The 22,703-nt window shown below is 55.8% G+C and carries 23 protein-coding genes; 14 read left to right on the top strand and 9 right to left on the bottom strand.

Going from position 1 to position 22,703, the window contains the following annotated elements; translation table 11 throughout:
• The first annotated feature begins 18 nt into the window (after nucleotides 1-18).
• The 6 genes from AC2FH8_RS02005 (at nucleotide 19) to grxD (ending at nucleotide 7,093) form a co-directional block, all read left to right on the top strand.
• The gene (locus AC2FH8_RS02005; protein ID WP_496687956.1) at nucleotides 19-924 is read left to right on the top strand and encodes a LysR family transcriptional regulator; all 906 of its coding nucleotides are present in this window, start codon (nucleotides 19-21) and stop codon (nucleotides 922-924) included.
• 277 nt (nucleotides 925-1,201) lie between these two features.
• Complete coding sequence (locus tag AC2FH8_RS02000; protein ID WP_496687954.1) at nucleotides 1,202-3,451, top strand: mechanosensitive ion channel family protein; 2,250 nt, start codon at nucleotides 1,202-1,204, stop codon at nucleotides 3,449-3,451.
• 233 nt (nucleotides 3,452-3,684) lie between these two features.
• Nucleotides 3,685-5,844 carry a phosphoribosylformylglycinamidine synthase subunit PurL gene (purL, locus tag AC2FH8_RS01995; RefSeq protein ID WP_496688219.1) on the top strand — a complete coding sequence of 720 codons (2,160 nt, stop codon included), beginning with the start codon at nucleotides 3,685-3,687 and terminating at the stop codon, nucleotides 5,842-5,844.
• 134 nt (nucleotides 5,845-5,978) lie between these two features.
• A complete protein-coding gene (locus tag AC2FH8_RS01990; protein ID WP_142634001.1) occupies nucleotides 5,979-6,215 on the top strand; it encodes a BolA/IbaG family iron-sulfur metabolism protein in 237 nt (78 codons plus the stop codon).
• A gap of 238 nt (nucleotides 6,216-6,453) precedes the next feature.
• Nucleotides 6,454-6,729, top strand: a complete 276-nt coding sequence (locus AC2FH8_RS01985) for a hypothetical protein (protein ID WP_282021284.1) — start codon at nucleotides 6,454-6,456, stop codon at nucleotides 6,727-6,729.
• Between the two features lies 1 nt (nucleotide 6,730).
• Entirely contained in the window at nucleotides 6,731-7,093 is a 363-nt protein-coding gene (grxD, locus tag AC2FH8_RS01980) for a Grx4 family monothiol glutaredoxin (protein WP_142634005.1), read from the top strand.
• On the opposite strand, the gene AC2FH8_RS01975 is transcribed toward grxD, so the two are convergent.
• From AC2FH8_RS01975 to AC2FH8_RS01965, 3 genes are read right to left on the bottom strand one after another with little or no spacing between them, the layout of a single operon-like run.
• Nucleotides 7,094-7,411 carry an MliC family protein gene (locus tag AC2FH8_RS01975; RefSeq protein ID WP_271946931.1) on the bottom strand — a complete coding sequence of 106 codons (318 nt, stop codon included), beginning with the start codon at nucleotides 7,409-7,411 and terminating at the stop codon, nucleotides 7,094-7,096.
• Nucleotides 7,412-7,443: 32 nt separating this feature from the next.
• A complete protein-coding gene (locus tag AC2FH8_RS01970; RefSeq protein WP_496687950.1) occupies nucleotides 7,444-7,839 on the bottom strand; it encodes a cell division protein ZapA in 396 nt (131 codons plus the stop codon).
• Entirely contained in the window at nucleotides 7,839-8,585 is a 747-nt protein-coding gene (locus tag AC2FH8_RS01965; RefSeq protein ID WP_496687948.1) for a hypothetical protein, read from the bottom strand. Before AC2FH8_RS01965 ends, AC2FH8_RS01970 begins: the two co-directional genes overlap by 1 nt.
• Nucleotides 8,586-8,819: 234 nt before the next feature.
• Here AC2FH8_RS01965 and tkt point away from each other — a divergent pair, with 234 nt between their 5' ends.
• Complete coding sequence (gene tkt, locus AC2FH8_RS01960) at nucleotides 8,820-10,844, top strand: transketolase (RefSeq protein ID WP_496687946.1); 2,025 nt, start codon at nucleotides 8,820-8,822, stop codon at nucleotides 10,842-10,844.
• Nucleotides 10,845-10,902: 58 nt separating this feature from the next.
• Here the strand turns inward: tkt and AC2FH8_RS01955 are convergent, their stop codons facing one another.
• Nucleotides 10,903-11,865: a DUF808 domain-containing protein gene (locus AC2FH8_RS01955; protein ID WP_142634015.1), complete on the bottom strand. Its 963-nt coding sequence runs from the start codon at nucleotides 11,863-11,865 to the stop codon at nucleotides 10,903-10,905.
• A 184-nt stretch (nucleotides 11,866-12,049) separates the two neighbouring features.
• On the opposite strand from AC2FH8_RS01955, the gene gap (AC2FH8_RS01950) reads away from it, so the two are divergent.
• The 3 genes from gap (AC2FH8_RS01950) to gap (AC2FH8_RS01940) all read left to right on the top strand — a co-directional run bounded on the left by gap (AC2FH8_RS01950) (nucleotide 12,050) and on the right by gap (AC2FH8_RS01940) (nucleotide 14,353).
• A complete protein-coding gene (gap, locus tag AC2FH8_RS01950) occupies nucleotides 12,050-13,051 on the top strand; it encodes a type I glyceraldehyde-3-phosphate dehydrogenase (protein ID WP_142634017.1) in 1,002 nt (333 codons plus the stop codon).
• A 71-nt stretch (nucleotides 13,052-13,122) separates the two neighbouring features.
• Entirely contained in the window at nucleotides 13,123-13,266 is a 144-nt protein-coding gene (locus AC2FH8_RS01945; RefSeq protein ID WP_496687942.1) for a hypothetical protein, read from the top strand.
• Nucleotides 13,267-13,348: 82 nt separating this feature from the next.
• Nucleotides 13,349-14,353, top strand: coding sequence for a type I glyceraldehyde-3-phosphate dehydrogenase (gap, locus tag AC2FH8_RS01940; protein ID WP_496687940.1), 1,005 nt, complete (start codon nucleotides 13,349-13,351; stop codon nucleotides 14,351-14,353).
• On the opposite strand, the gene coaD is transcribed toward gap (AC2FH8_RS01940), so the two are convergent.
• The 3 genes from coaD to AC2FH8_RS01925 all read right to left on the bottom strand — a co-directional run bounded on the left by coaD (nucleotide 14,345) and on the right by AC2FH8_RS01925 (nucleotide 16,322).
• Nucleotides 14,345-14,836, bottom strand: coding sequence for a pantetheine-phosphate adenylyltransferase (gene coaD / locus AC2FH8_RS01935; RefSeq protein ID WP_142634021.1), 492 nt, complete (start codon nucleotides 14,834-14,836; stop codon nucleotides 14,345-14,347). The genes gap (AC2FH8_RS01940) and coaD overlap by 9 nt on opposite strands.
• A gap of 85 nt (nucleotides 14,837-14,921) precedes the next feature.
• Nucleotides 14,922-15,359: a CBS domain-containing protein gene (locus tag AC2FH8_RS01930; RefSeq protein ID WP_496687937.1), complete on the bottom strand. Its 438-nt coding sequence runs from the start codon at nucleotides 15,357-15,359 to the stop codon at nucleotides 14,922-14,924.
• A gap of 60 nt (nucleotides 15,360-15,419) precedes the next feature.
• On the bottom strand, nucleotides 15,420-16,322 hold the full coding sequence (locus tag AC2FH8_RS01925; protein WP_281972156.1) for a LysR family transcriptional regulator: 903 nt from the start codon (nucleotides 16,320-16,322) through the stop codon (nucleotides 15,420-15,422).
• Nucleotides 16,323-16,423: 101 nt separating this feature from the next.
• Between AC2FH8_RS01925 and AC2FH8_RS01920 the strand changes: the two genes are divergently transcribed.
• Both AC2FH8_RS01920 and AC2FH8_RS01915 read left to right on the top strand, forming a co-directional pair.
• On the top strand, nucleotides 16,424-17,923 hold the full coding sequence (locus AC2FH8_RS01920) for a CoA-acylating methylmalonate-semialdehyde dehydrogenase (protein ID WP_496687934.1): 1,500 nt from the start codon (nucleotides 16,424-16,426) through the stop codon (nucleotides 17,921-17,923).
• A 202-nt stretch (nucleotides 17,924-18,125) separates the two neighbouring features.
• Complete coding sequence (locus AC2FH8_RS01915) at nucleotides 18,126-18,713, top strand: L,D-transpeptidase (protein ID WP_185956612.1); 588 nt, start codon at nucleotides 18,126-18,128, stop codon at nucleotides 18,711-18,713.
• Nucleotides 18,714-18,768: 55 nt separating this feature from the next.
• Here the strand turns inward: AC2FH8_RS01915 and AC2FH8_RS01910 are convergent, their stop codons facing one another.
• A complete protein-coding gene (locus tag AC2FH8_RS01910; RefSeq protein ID WP_142634031.1) occupies nucleotides 18,769-19,245 on the bottom strand; it encodes a fasciclin domain-containing protein in 477 nt (158 codons plus the stop codon).
• 77 nt (nucleotides 19,246-19,322) lie between these two features.
• Nucleotides 19,323-20,168, bottom strand: a complete 846-nt coding sequence (locus tag AC2FH8_RS01905; RefSeq protein ID WP_271946902.1) for a class I SAM-dependent methyltransferase — start codon at nucleotides 20,166-20,168, stop codon at nucleotides 19,323-19,325.
• Nucleotides 20,169-20,312: 144 nt separating this feature from the next.
• Between AC2FH8_RS01905 and AC2FH8_RS01900 the strand changes: the two genes are divergently transcribed.
• Nucleotides 20,313-21,428, top strand: coding sequence for a carboxylate-amine ligase (locus tag AC2FH8_RS01900; protein ID WP_142634035.1), 1,116 nt, complete (start codon nucleotides 20,313-20,315; stop codon nucleotides 21,426-21,428).
• Nucleotides 21,429-21,556: 128 nt separating this feature from the next.
• Nucleotides 21,557-22,699 (top strand): acyl-CoA dehydrogenase family protein, encoded by a 1,143-nt coding sequence (locus AC2FH8_RS01895; RefSeq protein WP_496687930.1) that lies wholly within the window; start codon nucleotides 21,557-21,559, stop codon nucleotides 22,697-22,699.
• Nucleotides 22,700-22,703 lie beyond the last annotated feature (4 nt).

Here is a 22,703-nt window from a genome sequence, read left to right as displayed (position 1 = left end):
ATAACGAAAGTTGCGGCGATGGATTGGGACAAGCTTAGGATATTTCACGCGGTTGCAGATGCGGGCAGCCTGACACATGCAGGCGATAAGCTGAACCTATCTCAATCGGCAGTCAGCAGACAAATTCGGGCATTGGAAGAGTCACTTGATTCGACGTTGTTCCATCGTCACGCCCGCGGTCTGATTCTGACCGAACAGGGTGAGCTGCTGTTCGACGCCACCTCGGCAATGTCCAAGCGACTGGACGCGGCAGCGGCGCGCATACGAGACAGCGAAGAAGAAGTCTTTGGTGTGCTGCGGGTCACAACCACATTTGGCTTTGGGACTCTATGGCTCGCTCCGAGGTTGCCAAAGCTGTATGAACAATACCCGGACCTAAATATCGACCTCATGCTTGAGGAACGCGTTCTTGACCTGCCAATGCGCGAGGCCGATGTCGCCATCCGTATGAAAGAGCCTAGCCAGGCTGATCTGGTGCGCAAGCGCCTGATGACAGTACAGATGCTGCTTTATGCTACCCCGGAATATCTTAAGGAAATCGGTCAACCTGCCTCCCTCGAAGAAATCTCGAGCCATCGACTTATCTGTCAGACCCCCTCAGCCCCCCAAGTAGGGGCCAGTGCGGCAATGGTACGGCATCTGATGACCTATAACCCGGCGTCGTTGCTGACAGTGAACAACTATTTCGGTGTCTTGCAGGGCGTACTGCACAATCTGGGAATTGGCTTGCTGCCCGATTATGTCACGCATGATTTCCCGCATCTGCTGCCGGTACTTTCAGACATCGAAACGGCTGACGTTCCTGTTTATCTCGCCTACCCCGAAGAGTTACGCCATTCCAAACGCGTAGCAGCCTTCCGCGATTTTGTGCAGGACGAGATCATCGCGCAGCGTAAACACCTGAAGAAAATGGGGAAACTATAGCTATGCGTCAACGTCATAGCGGACATGACGGACTATCACACTGAAACGCCTTGATCGTTATCAAACTGATGCCTAAATGAGCACTCGAAGGCGGTGATGCTGTAACGCTCATCATCTTCATACCTCCCTGTTGGACTACGGCCGAGCTTAGTGCTCGGCCTTTTTTTTGGCCCTGACTTAATCGGTGACACCGAACAGCCGAAAATTGCTGGGAAATTTCCACCTCCGCACCTATGATCCCGTAAGAGATCAAAAATTCGTGTTCGAGGGAAAATTCATGCACCATCCACTCCGCCTATTACTGGCGTTGATTTCCGCCATTCTTCTTGCGGTACCAGTACACGCACAAGACAGTGGGGCCGCGTCGTCTACGGTCACAATTCCAGAGGACCTGACGCCCGATCAGGTTGATGGCTTGGTGGCACGTATGTCCGACGATCAGGTTCGCGCCATTTTGCTGGAACGGCTCGATGCGGTTGCAGAAAAGCAGGCGGCAGCAAACGAAAACCATGAAGATCCGCTTACCGAAATCAGTGAAATCTGGGCCGAGATGGTTACCTCTTGGACGCAGGTTTTGACCACATTGCCAAATATCGTCAGCGCCCAGGTTGAGGCGTTCAGCAATTTCTCAGCGAAATTCGGATCTACCGGGGTGTTTGGCCTGTTTGGGTTGATCCTAGCAGTTCTGGTGGCCGGATACGCTGCTGAGAAATTGTTTGGGTTTCTCACCCGCAAATGGCACGAAGAGCCCGATGGGAATTCTGATGCCGATCTTTGGAGCGCGGTACGTTACTTGTTCCGCCGATTCTGCCGGGAAATCGCAGGACTTGTTGTGTTCTATGTTGTTATCCGGGCGATTGGACGGGGCTTGCTGACGACAGAACAGCTTACCTATGCCGCCCCATTCGTTTTCTACCTGATTTGGATTCCGCGTCTGGGCGCAGCCGCCTCACGCTTTGTGCTGGCGCCCAAAAAGCCACATTACCGGTTGGTCAACATAGACGATCATTGGGCCAAATATCTGCATCGCAACCTGATTGGCCTTCTTCTATTGATCGGCCTCACGCTCTTTATCGTACGGTTCAACTTGCTTAACGGTATCACCCCGGCCGATACGCGTATCGGTTTCTGGCTGAACGCTGGCATCCATATATACATTGGGATCATCGCCTGGACCGCGCGCGAAGGGTTGTCTCAGATGATGTTGGGCACGGACCCGGACCACACCAAATTCGATGAAAAGGTCGCTCATTACTATCCCTACTTCGCTATCGGCGTTTCGGTGGTGATATGGTTCCTGGTCGAATTCCTGATCGCACAGCGTGATCCCAGAACACTTGCCCTGCTTGGCAAAGGGCCACATTTCACGACGATGTTCTGGCTGCTGATCGCACCAGCGCTTGATACGCTGATCCGTGGCCTAGTGCGCCATCTTCAACCCCCAATGTTGGGCGACGGACCATTGGCCGAACGCGCCTATAAATCAGCCAAGCGCAGCTATATCCGGATTGGTCGCGTGCTGGCCGGCCTGTTTGTGGTCTTTATGATCGCGCGGGTCTGGCAGCTTGATCTTCGACATGTCGCCTCTGCCGGGATCGGAACAGACGTTGGCGGTACGGTTATCGAATTCCTGATGATCATCGCTGTCGGATACATCTTGAACGAGGTCGTCTCACTATGGATCAACCGTCGTCTTGCCAAGGAACAGACAACGGCAGAAGAGCTGGATGAAGAGGCCGGTGGCGAGGGTGGCGGCGCAGGCGGTTCACGTCTGGCGACGGTTCTTCCCCTGCTGCGGATCACGGCACAAGTCACGATTGCGGTCATCTTCGGCCTGCTCGCATTGGGCGCGCTGGGCATCAACATCACCCCACTTCTGGCAGGTGCTGGTGTCCTTGGTCTTGCGATCGGTTTCGGCGCTCAGAAGCTGGTGGCAGATATCGTCGGCGGTGTCTTCTTCCTTATCGACGATGCGTTTCGCGTGGGTGAATATGTCGATGTCGGCGGCACCATGGGCACCGTCGAGAAAATCTCGATCCGTTCGATGCAGCTCCGCCATCACCGTGGGCCCGTTCACACGATCCCCTATGGCGAGATTCAAAAGCTGACCAATTTCAGCCGTGACTGGGTGATCATGAAGCTAAAGTTCACCGTGCCGTTTGACACTGATCCCAACAAGGTCAAGAAGATCTTCAAGAAGATCGGCGCCGAGATGATGGCGGACGAAACCCACAAAGAAGGCTTCTTGCAGCCCTTCAAATCGCAAGGTGTTTTCGACTTTGACGATGTTGGCATGATCATCCGCGGCAAGTTCATGGCCAAGCCGGGCAAGCAGTTCACGCTTCGCAAGGAAATCTTCAACCGGGTGAAGGCCGAGTTCAATGCCAATGGCATCGACTTTGCCCGCCGCGAAGTTCGCGTAGCAATTCCTGGTCTGGAAGAGGCCGAGAACCTTACCGAACAACAAAAAGCTGCTGTTGGGGCCGCTGCGGCGGACTCGATCAACAAGGGAGAAACCCCAGCTTAAAGACCAGATACAGACGCCACGCGGCTTTTGGGCCGTCTGGCAGGAAATACTATAGACGGAACCGGCCACTAGCGCGGTTCCGTTTTTTTTCTGGGTACACAAAGCGCAGAAAAGCTCGAAATTGGCATATGCCGGTTACGTTATTCGACCCTGCGCTGACTTGGCCCTTCCCACAGACGCGCCCTTGCCCTACAAGGCCCGCAATCTCGGCCACCATGGATACAGGACAAACGATGCAAGAGCCCGCCATCACACCGGATCTGATTGCCGCGCACGGGTTGAAACCCGAAGAATACGAGATGATCCTGGAGATTGTCGGGCGCGAGCCAACCTTTACCGAGTTGGGCATTTTCTCGGCCATGTGGAACGAGCATTGTTCCTACAAATCTTCTAAGAAATGGCTGCGCACCCTGCCCACCTCTGGACCCCAGGTGATCTGCGGACCGGGTGAAAATGCAGGTGTGGTCGATATCGGCGATGGTCAGGCCGTGGTCTTCAAGATGGAAAGCCACAACCATCCGTCTTACATCGAACCCTATCAAGGTGCAGCCACAGGTGTTGGAGGTATCCTGCGCGACGTTTTCACCATGGGTGCGCGCCCAATTGCCTCGATGAACGCGCTGTCTTTTGGTGAACCCGGCCACCACAAGACCCGTCAGCTGGTCAATGGCGTGGTCGAAGGTATCGGCGGCTATGGCAACTGTTTCGGCGTGCCTTGCGTTGGCGGCGAAGTGCGCTTTCACCCGGCCTATAATGGCAACTGCCTTGTGAATGCCTTCGCAGCCGGGCTGGCTGACAGTGACAAGATTTTCTACTCAGCCGCATCGGGCGTCGGCATGCCGGTTGTCTATCTTGGAGCCAAGACCGGACGCGACGGCGTGGGCGGAGCCACCATGGCCAGCGCCGAATTTGACGACACGATCGAGGAAAAGCGCCCCACCGTTCAGGTTGGCGACCCGTTCACCGAAAAACGCCTGATGGAAGCGACGCTGGAGCTGATGCAAACCGGCGCAGTGATCTCGATCCAAGATATGGGCGCGGCGGGCCTGACCTGTTCCGCAGTTGAGATGGGGGACAAAGGCGGTCTGGGCGTTCGGCTTGATCTGGAAAACGTCCCCCAGCGCGAAGAGAACATGACAGCCTATGAGATGATGCTGTCGGAATCCCAAGAACGCATGTTGATGGTTCTCAAACCCGAGCTTGAGGCCGAGGCTCGCGCCGTTTTCGATAAATGGGATCTGGATTTCGCCATCGTGGGTGAAACTGTCGCCGAAGATCGCTTTCTAATCATGCATAATGGTGAGGTCAAAGCCGATCTGGTTCTGTCCAAACTCTCCTCAACCGCGCCCGAATATGATCGCCCGTGGGAGCCTACACCGCAAGCAGAAGACCTAGCCGACGTGCCTCAGATCGACCCAATCGACGGACTGCGCGCCCTGCTCGCTTCGCCAAACTATGCGGGCAAGCAATGGGTTTACGAGCAGTATGACACCATGGTTATGGCTGATTCCGTGCGTACGCCTGGTCTGGGCGCCGGCATGGTTCGTGTACACGGCACCGACAAGGTTCTTGCTTTCACCAGTGACGTGACCCCACGCTATGTACGAGCCAACCCTGTAGAAGGCGGCAAGCAAGCTGTTGCCGAAGCCTACCGCAACCTGACCGCCGTCGGGGCATTGCCGCTGGCGACCACTGACAACCTGAATTTTGGCAACCCAGAAAAGCCCGAGATCATGGGCCAGTTCGTCGGCGCGATCCAAGGCATTGGTAAGGCCGTCGCAGCGCTGGATATGCCCATCGTGTCCGGCAACGTGTCGCTTTACAACGAAACCGACGGTCAGGCGATCCTGCCGACCCCGACAATTGGAGCGGTCGGCCTTCTGGCGCACACGGACGAGATCATAGGTAATGAGGTCCGCGACGGCCACGTGGCTCTGGTCATCGGCGAAACGCAGGGGCATCTGGGCCAATCCGCGCTTCTGGCCGAAGTGTTCAACCGCGAAGATGGCGACGCGCCGCATGTCGATCTGGACGCCGAAAAGCGCAACGGAGAGTTCATCCGCGCAAACCGAGAGATGATCAAGGCTTGCACCGATCTTGGCGATGGTGGTCTGGCATTGGCAGCCTTCGAACTGGCCGAAGCAACCGGCGTCGGCATAACGCTTGACGACGCCTCGACCGAATTCCTGTTTGGCGAGGATCAGGCCCGTTATCTGGTCGCCTGCAACTTTGACCAGGCCGAAGCCCTGATGATTGCCGCAGGTCAGGCTGGCGTTCCACTGGTATCGGTCGGGCGGTTCACGGGCGACAGCGTCCGCATCGGCTCTTCTGAGGCCTTGCTTGATGAACTGACTGCCACTTTCCGCAACAGCTTCGCCGAAGCCGTCGCCTGATTTTGGCACCTGCGCTTCTGAAAACCTGCACTTTGACAAGTGCAGGTTTTTGTCATTTCGGGGCTTCTATCTGACCCTTGCGCGCCCCGCCCCGGCGCACTACATCTTGGGAAAGACTTTCAGGAGAAACCTACATGCCGATGAGCGCCCACGAGATTGAGAACCTGCTGCGCGACGCGTTTCCCGATGCGGACATTCAGGTCGGCGGCAGCGACGGCGTACATATGTCGGCCATGGTCGTGGATGAGAGCTTTCGTGGCAAAAACCGGGTGCAACAACAGCGAGCAGTCTATGCAGCCCTCAAAGGCAAGATGGACGGCCCGGATGGCGACTTGCACGCGCTGGCTCTGACGACGAAAGTGCCTGAGTGAGCACGACTTTCTGGATTTACGGGATTTGCTCTTTGGTGGCGCTGGTTGGGTGCATATTGGTTGTTCGATCAGCTTTTTTGCCCGGCACCAATAAGAAAGCTCGCGGAAGCGAACCCGGCCAAGGAGATCAACTAATAACTCATGGCGTGCATACGGGCGGCCCGGGCGGTGGACACCCGACTGTGGCGAGGGTGACCCGAGATCCGCAGCAATACGCTAAAGCCATGGCTCCAAAAAAATGAGTACATGGCTGGCTTGGATTTCAGCAATCGCGGCTTTGATAGTTGCCGCCGCGCTGATCGAGGCCTATGTGAAGCGAAACAGAAAGCGTAAACTGGTCGACATGCGTCCAAACCCGGACAAAATCAGCAAGGTTGACGGCATCGAGAGATACGGGCTGAATCCGCTGGCCCTGGCGCAGGCCGAACACCGACGGCTGGAAAAGGAAGGATGGGTCGCCGCCCCATCACAGGATGAAACGACCGCCCCGGATGCGGATGACAAGGAAAAGTAACATGACCGACGTGAAAACCCAGATCGATGAGACCGTCAAAGCCAATGATGTGGTGCTATATATGAAAGGCACCAAGGAAATGCCGCAATGCGGATTCTCCTCGCGCGTGGCAGGCGTGCTGAACTACATGGGCGTAGAATTTGCTGACGTGAATGTACTGGCCGACGAAGGCTTGCGTCAGGGGATCAAGGACTATTCTGACTGGCCGACTGTTCCGCAACTCTATGTCAAAGGCGAGTTCGTAGGCGGATGCGACATCATCACCGAGATGACCCTGTCGGGCGAATTGGACACGCTGTTTGACGAAAACGGTGTCGGCTACAACAAGGAAGCCGCTGATAAAATCAGGGAAGCAAACGCCTGATCAGCGGCTGACGCAATTTCCCAATAAGACCTGCTCGCTGGCGGCATCTGCACCTGTCGCCAGAAAGCTCACCGTGGCGTCCCAGCCTTTGGAGCGCAGGATGTAAGTGCCAGTTGTTCCGTCGGATTCATAGCGAATACCAGAGCCGCTCTGAGCTTGGCGCAAAGTCACCAGCTTATTGTCGACCATCATGGCTGCCGCGCTGGATCCATCCTCGGCATTGAAATAGGCAACCTCAAGAGGCACGCCGTTATCACAAGTAAATGTGACGGGCAGAATATCGATCCCTGCCCAGGAAACCTGCGCTGACACAGACATGAAAGTCGCAATAGCAATAGTACGCATATTTATCATTTCGTTGACTTTTCTTCTATGAATGCCGCCATTGCCTCGGCCCGAGCAGCCAACTCTGCCAAGGTGTCAGTGACCGAAGGTGGAACCACGGCAACTTCAATTCTTTCCGGCTCGGGCTGTGGCATGCTACGCAGGTTCCGAAGCTCGGCTTCGGCCTCCGCCAGCTTATTTTCCAACGAGTTGATTTTGTCACCTGTGGCGGCGGCTTTGTCTGCCAACATCAATCCAGCCATCAAAAGCATCCGGGATTCAGGCATCCGACCGATCTGATCTGACAATACCTGCGCTTCATCATCCAGCAATTTAGCAGCAGCTTGCAGGAAAATCTCTTCGCCTTCCTGGCACGAAACCTCAAAGCCGCGCCCCCCGATTTGAATGGTCAATTCAGGCATTATTCCACCTCTCCTTCGGCCAATTTCGCCTGAGACAGCAACGGTTCCAACCGGGCCAGCACGGCATGTGCTTCGGCCGCATCGGTGGCCTGCGCTGCGCGCGTTGCCTCAAGCTCGGCAGCTGTGGCACGGTTCAACAGATCCGCATCGGTCATTCCGTCTTCTGCAGCTGCGCGCAGCTCTTCGACCGACATTCGTAGTTGTTCGTTGGCTTTGCGCATGCGCTGCAGATCATCATCCAGACGTGACATCGCCGAGCCATGGCTACTGCGTTCGGCGCGCAGCATTTCTAACTCGGCGCTGAGTTCCGCCACGCGTTCACTATCCGCCAATTCCGAACGAAGACGGGCATTTTCGGCTTTCAGTTCTTCGACAACATCCTGATCTTCCAATGCTGCCTTTGCGCTTGCCAACTCGGCCCGTGCGGCTTCGACCGAAGTAAGCTGTGCCTTGGCATCTTCGAGTTGCTCGCGCAGCGCTGCACTTTCCTGACTATCAGACGGCGTATTGCGCAAGCCTTCGATTTCTAGGCGCATGGCATCGACTTCGGAATCGTGCCTTTCTTTTAATGATCTGAGACGCTCTTCAAGTTGAGCATTCGCAACCCTCTCATCATCCAGAGCTACACGCAGAGTGTCATCTTCTCCACCGCTGCCTGCGCCAACTTCCGCCATTGTCGCAATGCCGGATCCAATCCGATCCATCGCGGCCACAATACGGCGTTGTAGTTCTTCGATCTGGCTCATGCCCCTGCCACCTTTTTATCAAGGTTCCTTGTTTCGCGAGGTTATCCGAATCAACCTTGTACGCGTCTTGGCCTAGTCTAACCCAATGGCATCGAAAATACCCACTGTTTGCTTTCAACGACTTGGGTCACATTCTTGATCCAGCAAAACCCTGCAGCACCCAGTTCTACTTGCACTTTGAGGGCTGAATGGTATTGAGCGGCCATCTGCCTGTAATCCAAAGGAACAACACCCGTGGACCTGACTGCGCTGCGCAATGCCAACCCCGAACACTGGGACAAAGCTGCGGCCATCCGCACATTGACCCTCGACGCCGTCGCCGCCGCCAATTCCGGCCATTCCGGTATGCCAATGGGCATGGCCGATGTCGCGACCGTACTGTTCGAAAAGCACCTGAAATTCGACGCCTCGGCCCCAAGCTGGCCCGACCGCGACCGGTTCATCCTGTCCGCCGGTCACGGCTCGATGCTGATCTATTCGCTGTTGTATCTCACTGGGAACGCTGACGTTACGCTGGAACAGATCAAGAATTTCCGTCAGCTGGGCGCAAAAACTGCAGGTCACCCCGAGAACTTCCTTGTCAACGGGATCGAAACAACAACCGGCCCGCTGGGTCAGGGGATCTCGAACGCCGTTGGTTTTGCCATGGCCGAGGAAATTCAGCGCGCTCAATACGGCAAGAAGATCGTAGATCACTATACCTATGTCATCGCGGGCGACGGCTGCCTTATGGAAGGCGTTAGCCAAGAGGCCATCACGCTGGCCGGCCGTCACGAGCTGGGTAAGCTGATCGTGTTCTGGGACAACAACAACATCACCATCGACGGCACGGTCGACATCGCTGACCGGACCGATCAGGTGAAACGTTTTGCCGCCTCGGGCTGGCAGGTCATCGAGATTGATGGTCATGATCCGCAGGCCATCGACGAGGCCATCACCAAGGCGAAATCGTCAAACAAGCCGACCATGATCGCCTGTGAAAGCCATATTGCTTTGGGTCACGCCGCGCAGGATACCTCGAAAGGCCACGGCGCCCTGACCGATCAGGAACAGCTGAAAGCGGCCAAAGAGGCCTATGCCGCCCCGCATGGCGCCTTCGAAATTCCGCCAAATGTCAAAACCGCCTGGGAAGCAATCGGTTCCCGCGGCGCGGCCGAGCGGTCTGCGTGGGAGGAGCGTTTCGGGCAAATCTCTGAACGCAAACAGGCCGAGTTCAACCGCTCTTATGCGTTCGAGGCACCCAAAAAACTGGCCGGTGCCATCCGCTCGTTCAAAAAGCAGATGTCGGAAGATCAGCCCAAGTTGGCCACCCGTGCCTCGTCCGAAAAAGTTCTGAACGTGGTCAATCCGATCATGCCGGAAACTATTGGCGGGTCTGCTGACTTGACCGGTTCGAACAACACGAAATCGGCCGATATGGGCGTGTTCCTGCCGGAAAACCGCAAGGGTCGGTACATCCATTACGGTATCCGCGAACACGGCATGGCCGCCGCGATGAACGGTATGGCGCTGCATGGCGGCATCCGTCCCTATGGCGGTACCTTCATGGCGTTCACCGACTATGCGCGGCCCTCGATGCGGCTTGCAGCGCTGATGAAGATACCCACGGTCTTTGTGATGACCCATGACTCGATCGGTCTGGGCGAAGACGGCCCGACCCACCAGCCGGTCGAGCATCTGGCAATCTCACGCGCGACACCGAATACCTATGTGTTCCGCCCGGCGGATGCCGTTGAAACAGCGGAATCCTGGGAACTGGCGCTGACCTTCAAGGACAGCCCTTCGGTCTTGTCTCTGACCCGCCAGGGCGTGCCGACCGTACGCAAGGATCACAAAACCAAAAACCTGACTGCACAAGGCGGCTATGTTCTAGCCGAAGCCGAAGGCAAGCGTCAGGCAATCCTGATCGCAACCGGTTCGGAAGTGTCGCTGGCGATGGAAGCCAAGGCGATGCTCGAGGCCGAGGGCATTGGCACGCGCGTCGTGTCGATGCCATGCATGGAACTGTTCGCCGAGCAGGATGAAGCGTATCGCAAGCGGGTTCTGCCCGGTGGAGCCGTCCGTGTCGGCATCGAGGCCGCCGTCCGCGCCGGAGGCTGGGACCGCTGGCTGCTGGGGGAACGCGGCCGTGACGCCAAGGCAGGCTTCATCGGCATGTCAGGCTTTGGCGCGTCTGCCCCCGCTGATGAACTGTACAAACATTTCGGCATCACTGCAGAGGCCACAGTTGCAAAGGTCAAGGAATTGCTGGAGCTGTAATTCCCAATTCCAAACATCAAGCGAAGGGCGGCCATGCGCCGCCCTTTTCGTTTTCTGACTAATGCGTTTCAGATTTCCGAGACAAAATCGGCGCGACCACTTTGGTTGCAATCGGGATCAGCACGAACCCCCAGGCCAGTCCGAAAATGCCATCCATCGTGGCTTTGGAAATCCACTCCACGGCACCTTCCCATTGCGCCGAAACCGCATGCCCGGCTGCATAGGCCATGTCATGGATCTGATGTCCCAACCAGCCAAAACCCAGAACCTCAAGCCCGTGAATGATGATCGAGCCGCCAACCCACAGCATCGCAGCTGTGCCGACAATCGACAGCACTTTCATGACAACCGGCATCGCCTTAACCAATCCACGCCCCAATCCGCGCCCGATCGGCGTTGGTGCGTTCCGCGCCAGGAAAAGGCCCACATCGTCCATCTTCACGATCAAGGCGACCGAGCCATAAACGGCCAGGGTCACACCTAGTCCAACAACGGCCAGCGTTGCCGCCTGCATCCAGATATTCGGTGCTTCGATGGCGGCAAGGGCGATTGTCATGATCTCGGCGGACAAGATGAAATCGGTTTTGATCGCCCCCTTGACCTTCTGCTCTTCCAGATGGCCCGGGTCTTTGACCTTCATATCTTCGTCTATAACGTGGCTGCCATGAGGGAAAAGCAGGTGAAATATCTTTTCTGCCCCTTCGAAGCACAAATAGGACCCGCCAAGCATCAACAAGGGCGTTATCAACCAGGGTGCAAAATTGGCCAGCAACAAGGCGACTGGCAACAGCAGGATAATCTTGTTGAAAATCGAGCCGCGCGCAATGCGCCAGATGATCGGCAATTCCCGCGCTGGGGCAAAGCCCTGCACATATTTCGGAGTAACTGCTGCATCATCGATGATCACGCCCGCAGTCTTGGCCCCGGCCTTGCCGGCGGCAGCGACCACATCGTCCACTGACGCTGCAGCAACCTTTGCTATGCCAGCAACATCATCCAACAGTGCCAACAAACCACTCATGCGTGTTTCCTCTCATCTCACCTGTCGCCAGGGGACCCTACCCGATCCGACGGCTAGCGCAAGCGTTAGCGCAACCGGCGAAGGTTTGCGCTAACACGTTAAGAATATGTCACTTTTGCCCTTTTGAGAAAGCGTCTGTGCCGCTATATGCCCCGCAGAGCAAGCGCATTTTTGGAGACGTCAGATGACCATCAAGGTCGGCATCAATGGATTTGGCCGTATCGGCCGCTGCACCCTGTCGCATATTGCGGCATCGGCCCGCAACGACATCGAAGTGATCAAGGTCAACGCGACCGGCCCATTGGAAACTACCGCCCACCTGCTGAAATACGACAGCATCCACGGCCGCTTTCCCCGCGATGTTTCGATCGAAGGCAACACCATGGATTTGGGCCGCGGCCCAATGGAGGTGTTCTCGACTTACGATATGAACGAGCTTGATTGGGAAGGTTGTGACGTCGTTTTGGAATGCACCGGAAAATTCAACGATGGCCTGAAAGCCAAAACGCATCTGGAACGCGGTGCTCAGAAGGTTCTTTTGTCTGCGCCAGGCAAGAATGTTGATAAAACCATTGTCTATGGCGTGAACCACAACAGCCTGGTTACTGAAGATAGAATGGTTTCGAATGGCTCTTGCACCACGAACTGCCTTGCTCCGCTTGCCAAGGTACTGGACGAAGGTATCGGGATCGAACACGGTATCATGACTACGATCCATGCCTATACCGGCGACCAGCCGACACTGGATCGCCGTCATAGTGACCTGTATCGCGCGCGCGCTGCGGCAATGTCCATGATCCCAACTTCAACAGGTGCAGCCAAAGCTCTGGGCGAAGTTCTGCCGAACCTGAAGGGTCGTTTGGACGGCTCGGCTATCCGTGTACCAACACCAAACGTTTCTGCTGTCGACCTGACTTTCCATGCGGCGCGTGACGTGACTGTCGAAGATGTTAATGCCATCGTTCGTGAAGCATCACGGGGATCAATGCAGCGCGTCGTGGGCTATGAGCCTGCGCCGCTGGTCTCGACCGATTTCAATCATACCGAAGAAAGCTCGATTTTCGCACCAGACCAGACACGGGTTGTTAACAACCGCATGGTTCGTGTTCTGGCTTGGTATGACAACGAATGGGCCTTCTCGGTCCGTATGGCAGACGTCGCCGTGGCCATGGGACGGCTTAACTAAAACGCCGTAGAAATGTTGTACCTTTACACCCGCTCAGTTTATCTGGGCGGGTGTTTTCATTCGGGGCCAACATGACCAATCAAATTGCTATCTGGCTTGGCTTTCTAATACTTGGCTGTCTGCTAGTCGATTACGCAATGTTCGACTCTGAGAACCTGATCTTCCTGGGAAAGAAACTTTACACCTTCCTGGACTGGCTCGCCTTCTGGCGCTGACAGAGGTTTTTCTTGACTTTTTCCTTGATCTAGCTTTGTTAGCGCTAACTTTGCAATAACAGACACCCAGACGGAGCAGACCATGACACTCAAGTTGGCAATCAATGGATTTGGACGGATCGGGCGCGGTGTTTTGCGGGCCTTGATGGAATCTGGGCGGACCGACGTTCAGATCGTGGCCATAAACGATTTGGCCAAGCCCGAAATTAACGCGCATCTCTTTGAATTCGACAGTGTGCATGGACGTTATACAAAGCCCGTTTCCCTGACCGACGCCGGTTTGGATGTCGGTGCAGGCCCAATCCGCCTAACCAGCGAACGCGAGCCTGAGAAACTCGTTTGGTCCGATATTGACGTTGTTCTCGAATGCACAGGCGTGTTCCGCACGCGCGAAGCCGCGGCGCGCCATTTTGACAACGGCGCCAAAAAAGTTCTGATTTCTGCTCCTGCCCGCGGGGATGGTGCGGTCAAAACTATCGTCTTCGGGGTAAATAACCATGAACTGACCGTCGAGGATACGATCGTTTCGAACGCATCCTGCACGACCAACTGTTTGTCGCCCGTTGCTGCGGCGCTGGACGAGGGTTTGGGCATTGTCCACGGAAACATGACAACCGTTCATGCCTATACAGCCAGCCAACCAGTTCACGATACCGCCGGAAAAGACCCGTATCTGTCACGCGCGGCTGCATTGTCGATGATTCCCACCACTACGGGGGCAGCCTCAGCCGTAGGTCTCGTATTGCCCCAGTTGGCAGGTAAATTGACTGGACAGGCAATCCGTGTTCCCACTCCGAACGTCTCGGTTGTGGATCTGGTGGCCGAGGTGTCGCGCCCAACAACCGAAGAAGAGGTCAACCAGTTGTTCATTGATGCCGCGGCCAATATTCGCGGTGTCCTGGCTGCGGAAAGCCGCCCACTGGTGTCGATCGACTTCAATCACGACGCACACAGTTCGACCGTCTCTTTGGCTGAAACCAAGGTGACAGACGGCACGTTGGTCCGGGTGCTGGCCTGGTACGACAATGAATGGGGCTTTTCTAACCGGATGCTGGACACGGCGGCCGCGATGGGCGCGCTATCCTAAGCGCGCACGCAGCGCGTCATTTACGCGGGGCGTGACGAAATTCGACACGTCCCCGTTCAATCGCGCGATCTCTTTCACCAGTTTCGAGGCAATCGCCTGATGGCGGGCCTCAGCCATAAGGAACACCGTCTCGATCGAGTCGTCCAAAGCGCGGTTCATACCGACCATCTGGAACTCATACTCGAAATCCGCAACAGCACGCAGGCCTCTGACAATGACCTGAGCACCTACGTCGCGGGCACAGTTGATAAGCAGGTTTTCAAAAGGATGGGCGACAATTTCAGTTCCGGTCTGTTCGGAAAGAAAGGAACATTCGGCTTCGATCATCTCGACCCGTTCTTCCAACGAAAATAACGGCCCCTTTTCCCGATTGATCGCCACCCCAATCACGAGCTTGTCAACCAGAGCGGCCGCGCGACGGATGATATCAATATGACCCAGGGTGATCGGATCAAATGTTCCGGGATACAATCCAACCCTCATTGCCGCCTCCTGCGCAACGAAATTTCTGCGCAAGCAAACATAACTTGGCTATGGGTGCAAGTAGTTGCGTCGCGTTTCTATGGGCTTAATGGCCCATGATCATGCCTTCCAATGCGTCTTTTTCCATTGCCAGTTCGGAAAGCTGTGCTTTGACAACGTCGCCTAGGGTAACAATGCCAACGAGGTTACCGTCCTCAATAACCGGCATATGGCGAAAGCGCCCTTCGGTCATCCGCGACATTATATCCTGGACAGTATCCTGTTGCGTCGCTGTCACCAGCTCGCGGGTCATATACGCGCTTACGGGTTTTGATAGGCATCCGCTGCCGCTTGCGGCCAGTTCGCGCACAATGTCACGCTCTGATAAGATGCCCGATGCGGTCTTGCCGCCGTCTTCTGATACAACCACCGTTCCGATGCGCTTTTCTGCAAGGATTCCTGCAACCTCTGAAACTGTGCGCGAAGGAGCAACTGTCACCACGCCTCCGGTGGCTTTGGATTTCAGAATGGCCTGAACAAGCATTGACGTAACCTCCGAAATAACATCGTGTTTTCCAAAGCGTTGCCGGAATGAAATAGCCTGTCAAGGTGAAGCTTCAGCCTCAAGCCGCTCAACTTCATCGCGAATCCCTTGGGACAGGGCCTGCGCGAACCGATTCAGCCGCTCGTTTCGTTGGTCACCTTGATGTCGAACCAGATGAAAACTGCGTGTCAAACTCACTTGATCAACCAATATTTTCTTCAACTTCGGGTGAAATGGCAGTGTGAAATCATGCGCAATGCAGATCCCTGATCCCTGCGAAACCTGCCGCAGTTGGACAGAGACCGAATTCGAGGCCAGCGCGACACGGTCAACACCCAGATCGACCAGATAGTCCAGTTCGCGGTCGAATATCATATCAGGTATGTATCCGATCATACGATGCCCCCCTAACGTGCTGATGGAATGAACCGCAGGGTGATCGGCAAGGTATTCCTGCGTTGCGACAAGATGAAGTTTGTAATCGGTAATTTTCTGTACAAGCAGTTTTCCAGCGGTCGGTGCGCTGACGGTCACGGCCATATCGGCTTCACGGCGTGAAAGGTTGATGACGCGCGGCAAGGCCAGAATTTGTATGTCCAGATTGGGATTGGCGTCACAGATCTTGCCACACACCTGCGGCAACAAGTAGTTCGCACACCCGTCCGGTGCGCCGATCCGGATTTGCCCGCTCAACCTCTCAGATGGTTCTGCCATGGCGCCTGCTGCAGCTCGCATCGCCTCTTCGGCTTTTAGACCGTGGTCCATCAAACGCTCACCAGCTGAGGTCAGCACATATCCCTGCTGCGATTTGGTGAACAGCGGCGCATCCAGAGACGCTTCCAACCGCGCTACACGGCGTCCGACCGTAGCCGGGTCAATCCGAAGTAATCGTCCCGCCGCCGAAAGGCTTTCTTCGCGGGCTACGGCCAGAAAGACCCTCATATCATCCCAATTAGGTGTCACGCTTCACCTTTGCAATTTTGCAAAACACCTTTGGGACATTGCCTCTGTTCAAGCCATTTATGCAAGCCTATTCTGCGCGCAGACCTTCGGAGGAATTCGCAATGAACGAACTGTCCCATTTCATCAACGGTGAGAATGTCGCCGGCACGTCCGGCCGATATGATGACGTGTTCAACCCCGCTACCGGCGAGGTACAGTACAAATGCCCGATGGCAAGTGGTGCCGAGACCACAGCAGCCATTGCTAGCGCCGCAGCCGCACAAACGGCCTGGGGTGCAACGAACCCGCAAAAACGCGGGCGCGTGATGATGGCGATGGTTCACCTGATGAACCGCGACATGGACAAGCTGGCCGAAGCGCTGAGCCGCGAGCACGGCAAGACGATCCCTGACGCGAAAGGCGATCTGCAGCGCGGTCTAGAAGTGATCGAATACTGCATCGGTGCTCCGCAGATGTTGAAAGGCGAATTCACCGACAGTGCGGGCCCAGGCATCGACATGTATTCTATGCGCCAGCCTTTAGGGGTCGTGGCCTCGATCATGCCGTTCAACTTCCCGGCCATGATGCCTCTGTGGCATGTGGGCCCTGCCCTGGCCTGTGGCAACGCTGTTGTTCTGAAACCGTCCGAGCGCGATCCTTCAGTACCTTTGATGCTGGCGGAACTTTTCGTTGAGGCAGGTTTGCCCAAAGGTGTGTTCCAAGTGGTCAATGGCGACAAAGAGGCCGTGGACACCCTGTTGGACAGCGAGATCATTCAGGGCGTTTCCTTTGTGGGCTCGACCCCTATCGCGCAGTACATCTATTCGCGCGCCACGGCCAACGGCAAACGCGCGCAGTGTTTCGGCGGCGCCAAGAACCACATGATCGTCATGCCCGACGCCGATCTTGACCAGGCAGCAGATGCCCTGGTTGGCGCCGGTTTCGGCGCGGCTGGCGAACGCTGCATGGCCGTATCGGTTGCCGTCCCGGTCGGAGAGGATACCGCCGACGCGCTGATCGAAAAGCTTATTCCTCGTATCGAGAAACTGAAGGTCGGCCCCTACACTGCCGGCGATGATGTTGACATGGGACCTGTCGTGACCGGTGCTGCCAAAGAGCGCATTTTGGGACTGATCAGCTCGGGCGTTGAACAGGGTGCCAAACTGGTTGTTGATAATCGCGACTTTAGCCTGCAGGGCTATGAAGACGGCTTCTTCGTCGGCCCTCACCTGTTTGACCACGTGACGCCCGACATGGACATCTATAAGCAAGAGATCTTTGGTCCGGTTTTGTCGACCGTCCGCGCAGGATCGTACGAAGAAGCGATTGGCTTGGCTATGGACCACGAATACGGCAATGGCACGGCGATCTTCACCCGCGATGGAGATACCGCGCGTGACTTTGCCAGCCGGATCAATATTGGCATGGTCGGTATCAACGTTCCGATCCCGGTTCCGTTGGCCTATCACACCTTTGGCGGTTGGAAGAAATCCATGTTCGGTGACCTGAACCAGCATGGTGCGGATAGCTTCAAATTCTATACACGCACAAAAACGGTCACCGCGCGTTGGCCTTCAGGCATCAAAGAAGGCGGCGAGTTCAACTTCAAAGCCATGGACTGATCCAAACGAAAGCTGTGGATCCACACAGCCCGGCCACCACTGGCCGGGCTTTTTTCAATACACGGCCAAGTTTCGCTTGTGATGTTCGCTTCACAATAAATTCACTCAACACTCCCTAGGAAATCTGATCAGCAAAACATAAGTTACACGCAGTTTCGCGCGAGCAGTTCCTGAACCGGAGGCCAATTTGTCAGATCCCCGCATGACCCGTCGCTCTGCATTATTAGGTGCAGCGTCTCTGTTGATGACACCTGCACTGGTGCGCGCACAAAGCAGCGCCGATGCTTTCCCGCTTGACGAAGAGGCGATCAGCACACAGCTAGCTGTGCGGCGGAATGTCTCTTCATTCTCGCACCAGAATTGGCAGGATCACTTCGATGAGTTAGGTGTCGGCTGCCTGCTGGCAGATATCACAAGCCGCGCTGTACACTATTGGGGGGCTGACGGGACGTACAAACTGTACCCCAGCTCAGTCCCTATGAGCGAAGAACTCACAAGGCGTGGTTATACCGAAGTAGTACGCAAGCGCGAAAACCCAAGCTGGACCCCGACCGCCTCAATGCGCGAGCGCGACCCGAACCTGCCCATCCGAATAGAAGGTGGCGAGTCCGGAAATCCGCTGGGTACGCGGGCGATGTATCTGGGCTGGCCAGCATATCTGGTGCACGGCACGCACGATACACGCAAGATTGGTCGCCAAAGTTCTTCTGGATGTATTGGCCTTTATAATCAGCATGTTGAAGAATTGTACCCGCTGGTTCAGGTTGGCACCAAGGTCAGATTGGTCTGACAGAACCCCCCGGCCATAACGGCCGGGGTTTTTGCTTGATCACGGTAATTGCCAATTATTCCGGCAGGATCACCGCATCGACGACGTGGATCACGCCATTGCTGGCCTCGATATCGGCCTGCACAACCTTGGCGCCATTCACTTTTACGCCGTTCTTGCCATTCACACTCAGGCGATCACCCTGCACGGTCAGAACTTTGGTGCGCTTGCCAGCGATGTCCCCAGACATGACTTTGGCCGGAACCACATGGTAAGTCAGGATTGCGACCAGTTGGTCTTTGTTCTCGGGCAGTAGCAGCGTTTCCACCGTCCCTTCGGGCAGTGCGGCAAAGGCCTCATCCGTGGGGGCAAAAACGGTGAACGGACCGTCCCCTTTCAGCGTATCGACCAGACCCGCCGCTTGAACCGCTGCAACCAGTGTGGTGAATGATCCAGCAGATACGGCGGTATCCACGATATCGGCGGCCTTCGCTTGTACCGGCAAGGTAAGTGCGATTGCGGCGGCGGCGCTCAGGAAAGTACGGCGAAACATATTTGAGATCTCCTATCCAGGTTGTTATGGAAAGGGGTACGGGCGTTTCGCTGCACCGGATCAATTTGGTGTCAGATTTATTTGACCTGAACCCAAATACTTTGCGCGCGCCCATCTTTCAAAAACGGCAGCGCCTCGACCGCATCCTGGCGATCCTGTTGCAAGAAGTATCCAGGCCAAAGCATTGAATATGCACTAGATTGCAACAATGCATGCAACATATATTGCTCGCCCCATCCCGGGCAGTCATAGAAGAACCGCTTGGGGTATTCGTAGGGTAGAAAAACATCGTGCACATGGATCACAACGCCTGGTTTTAAGGCCGGTATGATGCGACAGAACAGATGCGCGACATCATTGCTCATCCGGACAACATGGCTGGAATCGATGAACAGGATGTCACCCGCTTCAAGCTGTTCGAAGAGGGCTGGATCGACCTCTTCCAACCGTTTCTGTTCGAATTGATCGACAACATGCGCGATGTCCGCGCGCGGATAAGGATCAATCGCGGTGATTTGCGTCTGCAGCCCGCCATCCAATACAGCCTGCCGTGTCACGCGCGTTGAATTACCGCAGCCAACCTCAATCACCCGCTTGGGTTTGAAACGTCGGACCATAAGATACAACGCATCCGCATCTGGGCTGTCATAATACCCGTTGCCGATCCTATACCCGGTTTGATTGCGGGACGGATCTTTCAATGCAGCCAAAGCGGCGGCATGTTCACCATATTCGGCTACCAGCTGCGAGATGTCGAAATCGGCCATTCCCGGTGACAACGAATAAGCCGAACGGGTCAGCCCGCCTGCCCTTTCGAACGCCTCCAGCCGGGCACGCTCGTCCCGTTCCGTGACTTTGTCAATCAGCCTGACACCAAATCGGTCGAGAACGGCATTCAGCCGGGGGAATTTCCTGGGTTTCACACAATGGCTCCGGGGTTCTTCTGAACTTTGACCCGTTCCTTACCGTTGCTAGCCCGATGACCGCAAGGACTCTGCCGGTAAACACTTGGCAAAAAGCGTATTTCCGTATTCACTGTTTCGCATAAAGCTAGAAAGAGGGCCGCCATGCAGCAGGAATACACGCTGGGCATTGAGGAAGAGTATCTTCTGGTCGACCGCGACAGCCTTGAACTTGCCCAAGCACCCGCTGCACTGATGGAAGCCTGCCAGGCTGATTTTCAGGGCCAGGTCAGCCCCGAGTTTCTGCAGTGCCAGATCGAGGTTGGCACCCGCCCCCATGCAACGATCCGCACGGCCCGAGAAGATTTGAAACGCCTGAGGGCGGGTGTGGCGGATCGGTCCGCCGAATACAATCTGGCCCCGATTGCTGTGTCCTGCCACCCCTTTGCGGACTGGAAGAAACAGCACCACACGCGCCGAGAGCGCTATGACGCCTTGCAGCATGCCCTGGGCGGTGTCGCGCGACGGATGCTGATCTGCGGGATGCACGTGCATGTCGGTGTTGAAGAACCGTCATTGCGGGCCGACCTGATGCCGCAGCTTTCCTATTTCCTGCCGCATCTGTTGGCGCTCTCCACATCCTCGCCCTATTGGAACGGAGAGGATACCGGCCTGTCTTCCTATCGCCTGACCGTATTCGACAACCTGCCCCGCACCGGATTACCACCAGTTCTGGCAAGTTGGTCGGAATATGAACGTACGACAGGCATTCTGGTCGAACTTGGCGTGATCGAGGATACCTCGAAAATCTGGTGGGATTTGCGACCGTCTCATCGCTTTCCAACGCTCGAAACACGCATAATGGACGTGCAGCCGAGGTTGGAGCACACTTTGTCACTGGCTGCAATGGTACAGGCGCTGGTCCGAATGTTGTGCCGTCTGAAAGACCGCAACTTGCGTTGGCGGCAATATGACAGGTTCCTGATTGGTGAAAACCGGTGGCGGGCGCAGCGTTACGGTGTCGGCGAAGGCATGATTGATTTCGGGGATCGATCCATCAAGCCCATGCCGGAACTTATGGGTGAACTGATGGGTATGCTGGCCGAAGATGCCGAAGCACTGGGCACCATGACTGAACTTGCCCGGCTACAGCAAATCGCACAAAACGGCACATCTGCCACGCGGCAACGACGTGTTCACGCCGAAGCGACGGCCAAAGGTGCGGATGCAGGCAGGGCTGTGGTTCAGCATCTGATCGAAGAATTCCATCAGGATTTATGACCTGCCTCAAAGTATGATCTAATCGTTTTCGCAATATCCCTGTCAGGAATTGCTGGGCGTGCAAAATTTCTGTAAGAATCAGGAAATAAACACTCGTTCAATTCATCCGGCGACGTGGGAGGAAACCAATGGATTTTGCACCAACCGAAGAGCAAACTGCTATCTTCGATATGGCCTATGAGTTCGGGCAGGAGCATATCGCACCCTTCGCCCGGCAATGGGAGGCAGATGGCACTATTCCCAAAGACCTTTGGCCCCGTGTAGGAGAGCTTGGCTTTGGCGGTCTCTATGTGTCCGAAGATAGTGGCGGTTCCGGTCTTAGCAGGCTGGATGCGACGATGGTGTTCGAGGCCCTTTCGATGGCTTGCCCTTCAGTCGCGGCCTTCCTGACGATCCACAACATGTGCGCCAAGATGTTAGACACATTTGCCGCGGATGAGCTGAAATCGCGGATCATGCCGGATATTCTTAGCCTGAACACAGTCCTCAGCTACTGCCTGACCGAACCCGGATCAGGCTCGGACGCAGCCGCGCTGAAAACCCGCGCCGAACGCACGAACGAAGGTTATACGCTGAACGGAACCAAGGCCTTCATCTCGGGCGGCGGATACTCAGATGCTTATGTCTGTATGGTGCGCACCGGACAGGATGGTCCCAAAGGGATTTCAACCCTGTATGTCGAAGATGGCACTCCAGGTCTTAGCTTTGGCGCGCTTGAACAAAAGATGGGCTGGAAAAGCCAACCAACGGCGCAGGTTCAGTTTGACGACTGCAAAGTTCCGGCGGGCAATCTGGTGGGTACAGAAGGTGACGGATTCAAATATGCGATGATGGGCCTGGATGGCGGTCGCTTGAATATTGCCTCATGTTCTTTGGGGGCGGCACAAGCAGGTCTGAACATGACGCTTCAGTATATGTCCGAGCGTCAGGCATTCGGGAAGTCGATTGATCAGTTTCAAGCGCTGCAGTTCAGGCTTGCGGATATGGAAATAGAATTGCAGGCGGCCCGGACGTTCTTGCGTCAGGCGGCCTGGAAACTGGACACGGGCGCACCGGACGCCACCAAGTTCTGTGCAATGGCCAAGAAATTCGTGACTGAAACCGGATCAAAAGTGGTCGACCAATGCCTGCAACTGCACGGCGGTTATGGGTATCTCGCCGATTACGGTATCGAAAAGCTTGTCCGCGACTTGCGCGTTCATCAAATTCTGGAAGGCACAAACGAGATCATGCGCGTCATTGTTTCTCGTCAGATGCTTGCCCAACGCTGAGACC

The sequence above is a fragment of the Ruegeria sp. CDSC025 genome (assembly GCF_059610805.1).
The sequence above is the reverse complement of the archived record's forward strand: the minus strand, read 5'-3'. Positions and strand labels throughout refer to the sequence as shown.

Excerpts from the sequence above, each read along its gene's own strand:
- coaD (WP_142634021.1), bottom strand. The coding sequence starts at position 14,836 with ATGAGGGTTGGATTGTATCCCGGAACATTTGATCCGATCACCCTGGGT.
- AC2FH8_RS01945 (WP_496687942.1), top strand. The coding sequence starts at position 13,123 with ATGACCAATCAAATTGCTATCTGGCTTGGCTTTCTAATACTTGGCTGT.
- AC2FH8_RS01920 (WP_496687934.1), top strand. The coding sequence starts at position 16,424 with ATGAACGAACTGTCCCATTTCATCAACGGTGAGAATGTCGCCGGCACG.
- AC2FH8_RS01970 (WP_496687950.1), bottom strand. The coding sequence starts at position 7,839 with ATGCCTGAATTGACCATTCAAATCGGGGGGCGCGGCTTTGAGGTTTCG.
- AC2FH8_RS02000 (WP_496687954.1), top strand. The coding sequence starts at position 1,202 with ATGCACCATCCACTCCGCCTATTACTGGCGTTGATTTCCGCCATTCTT.
- AC2FH8_RS02005 (WP_496687956.1), top strand. The coding sequence starts at position 19 with ATGGATTGGGACAAGCTTAGGATATTTCACGCGGTTGCAGATGCGGGC.
- AC2FH8_RS01910 (WP_142634031.1), bottom strand. The coding sequence starts at position 19,245 with ATGTTTCGCCGTACTTTCCTGAGCGCCGCCGCCGCAATCGCACTTACC.
- AC2FH8_RS01965 (WP_496687948.1), bottom strand. The coding sequence starts at position 8,585 with ATGAGCCAGATCGAAGAACTACAACGCCGTATTGTGGCCGCGATGGAT.
- gap (WP_496687940.1), top strand. The coding sequence starts at position 13,349 with ATGACACTCAAGTTGGCAATCAATGGATTTGGACGGATCGGGCGCGGT.
- AC2FH8_RS01985 (WP_282021284.1), top strand. The coding sequence starts at position 6,454 with ATGAGTACATGGCTGGCTTGGATTTCAGCAATCGCGGCTTTGATAGTT.
- AC2FH8_RS01955 (WP_142634015.1), bottom strand. The coding sequence starts at position 11,865 with ATGAGTGGTTTGTTGGCACTGTTGGATGATGTTGCTGGCATAGCAAAG.
- AC2FH8_RS01900 (WP_142634035.1), top strand. The coding sequence starts at position 20,313 with ATGCAGCAGGAATACACGCTGGGCATTGAGGAAGAGTATCTTCTGGTC.
- AC2FH8_RS01915 (WP_185956612.1), top strand. The coding sequence starts at position 18,126 with ATGACCCGTCGCTCTGCATTATTAGGTGCAGCGTCTCTGTTGATGACA.
- gap (WP_142634017.1), top strand. The coding sequence starts at position 12,050 with ATGACCATCAAGGTCGGCATCAATGGATTTGGCCGTATCGGCCGCTGC.
- grxD (WP_142634005.1), top strand. The coding sequence starts at position 6,731 with ATGACCGACGTGAAAACCCAGATCGATGAGACCGTCAAAGCCAATGAT.
- AC2FH8_RS01930 (WP_496687937.1), bottom strand. The coding sequence starts at position 15,359 with ATGCTTGTTCAGGCCATTCTGAAATCCAAAGCCACCGGAGGCGTGGTG.
- AC2FH8_RS01895 (WP_496687930.1), top strand. The coding sequence starts at position 21,557 with ATGGATTTTGCACCAACCGAAGAGCAAACTGCTATCTTCGATATGGCC.
- AC2FH8_RS01975 (WP_271946931.1), bottom strand. The coding sequence starts at position 7,411 with ATGTCTGTGTCAGCGCAGGTTTCCTGGGCAGGGATCGATATTCTGCCC.
- purL (WP_496688219.1), top strand. The coding sequence starts at position 3,685 with ATGCAAGAGCCCGCCATCACACCGGATCTGATTGCCGCGCACGGGTTG.
- AC2FH8_RS01990 (WP_142634001.1), top strand. The coding sequence starts at position 5,979 with ATGCCGATGAGCGCCCACGAGATTGAGAACCTGCTGCGCGACGCGTTT.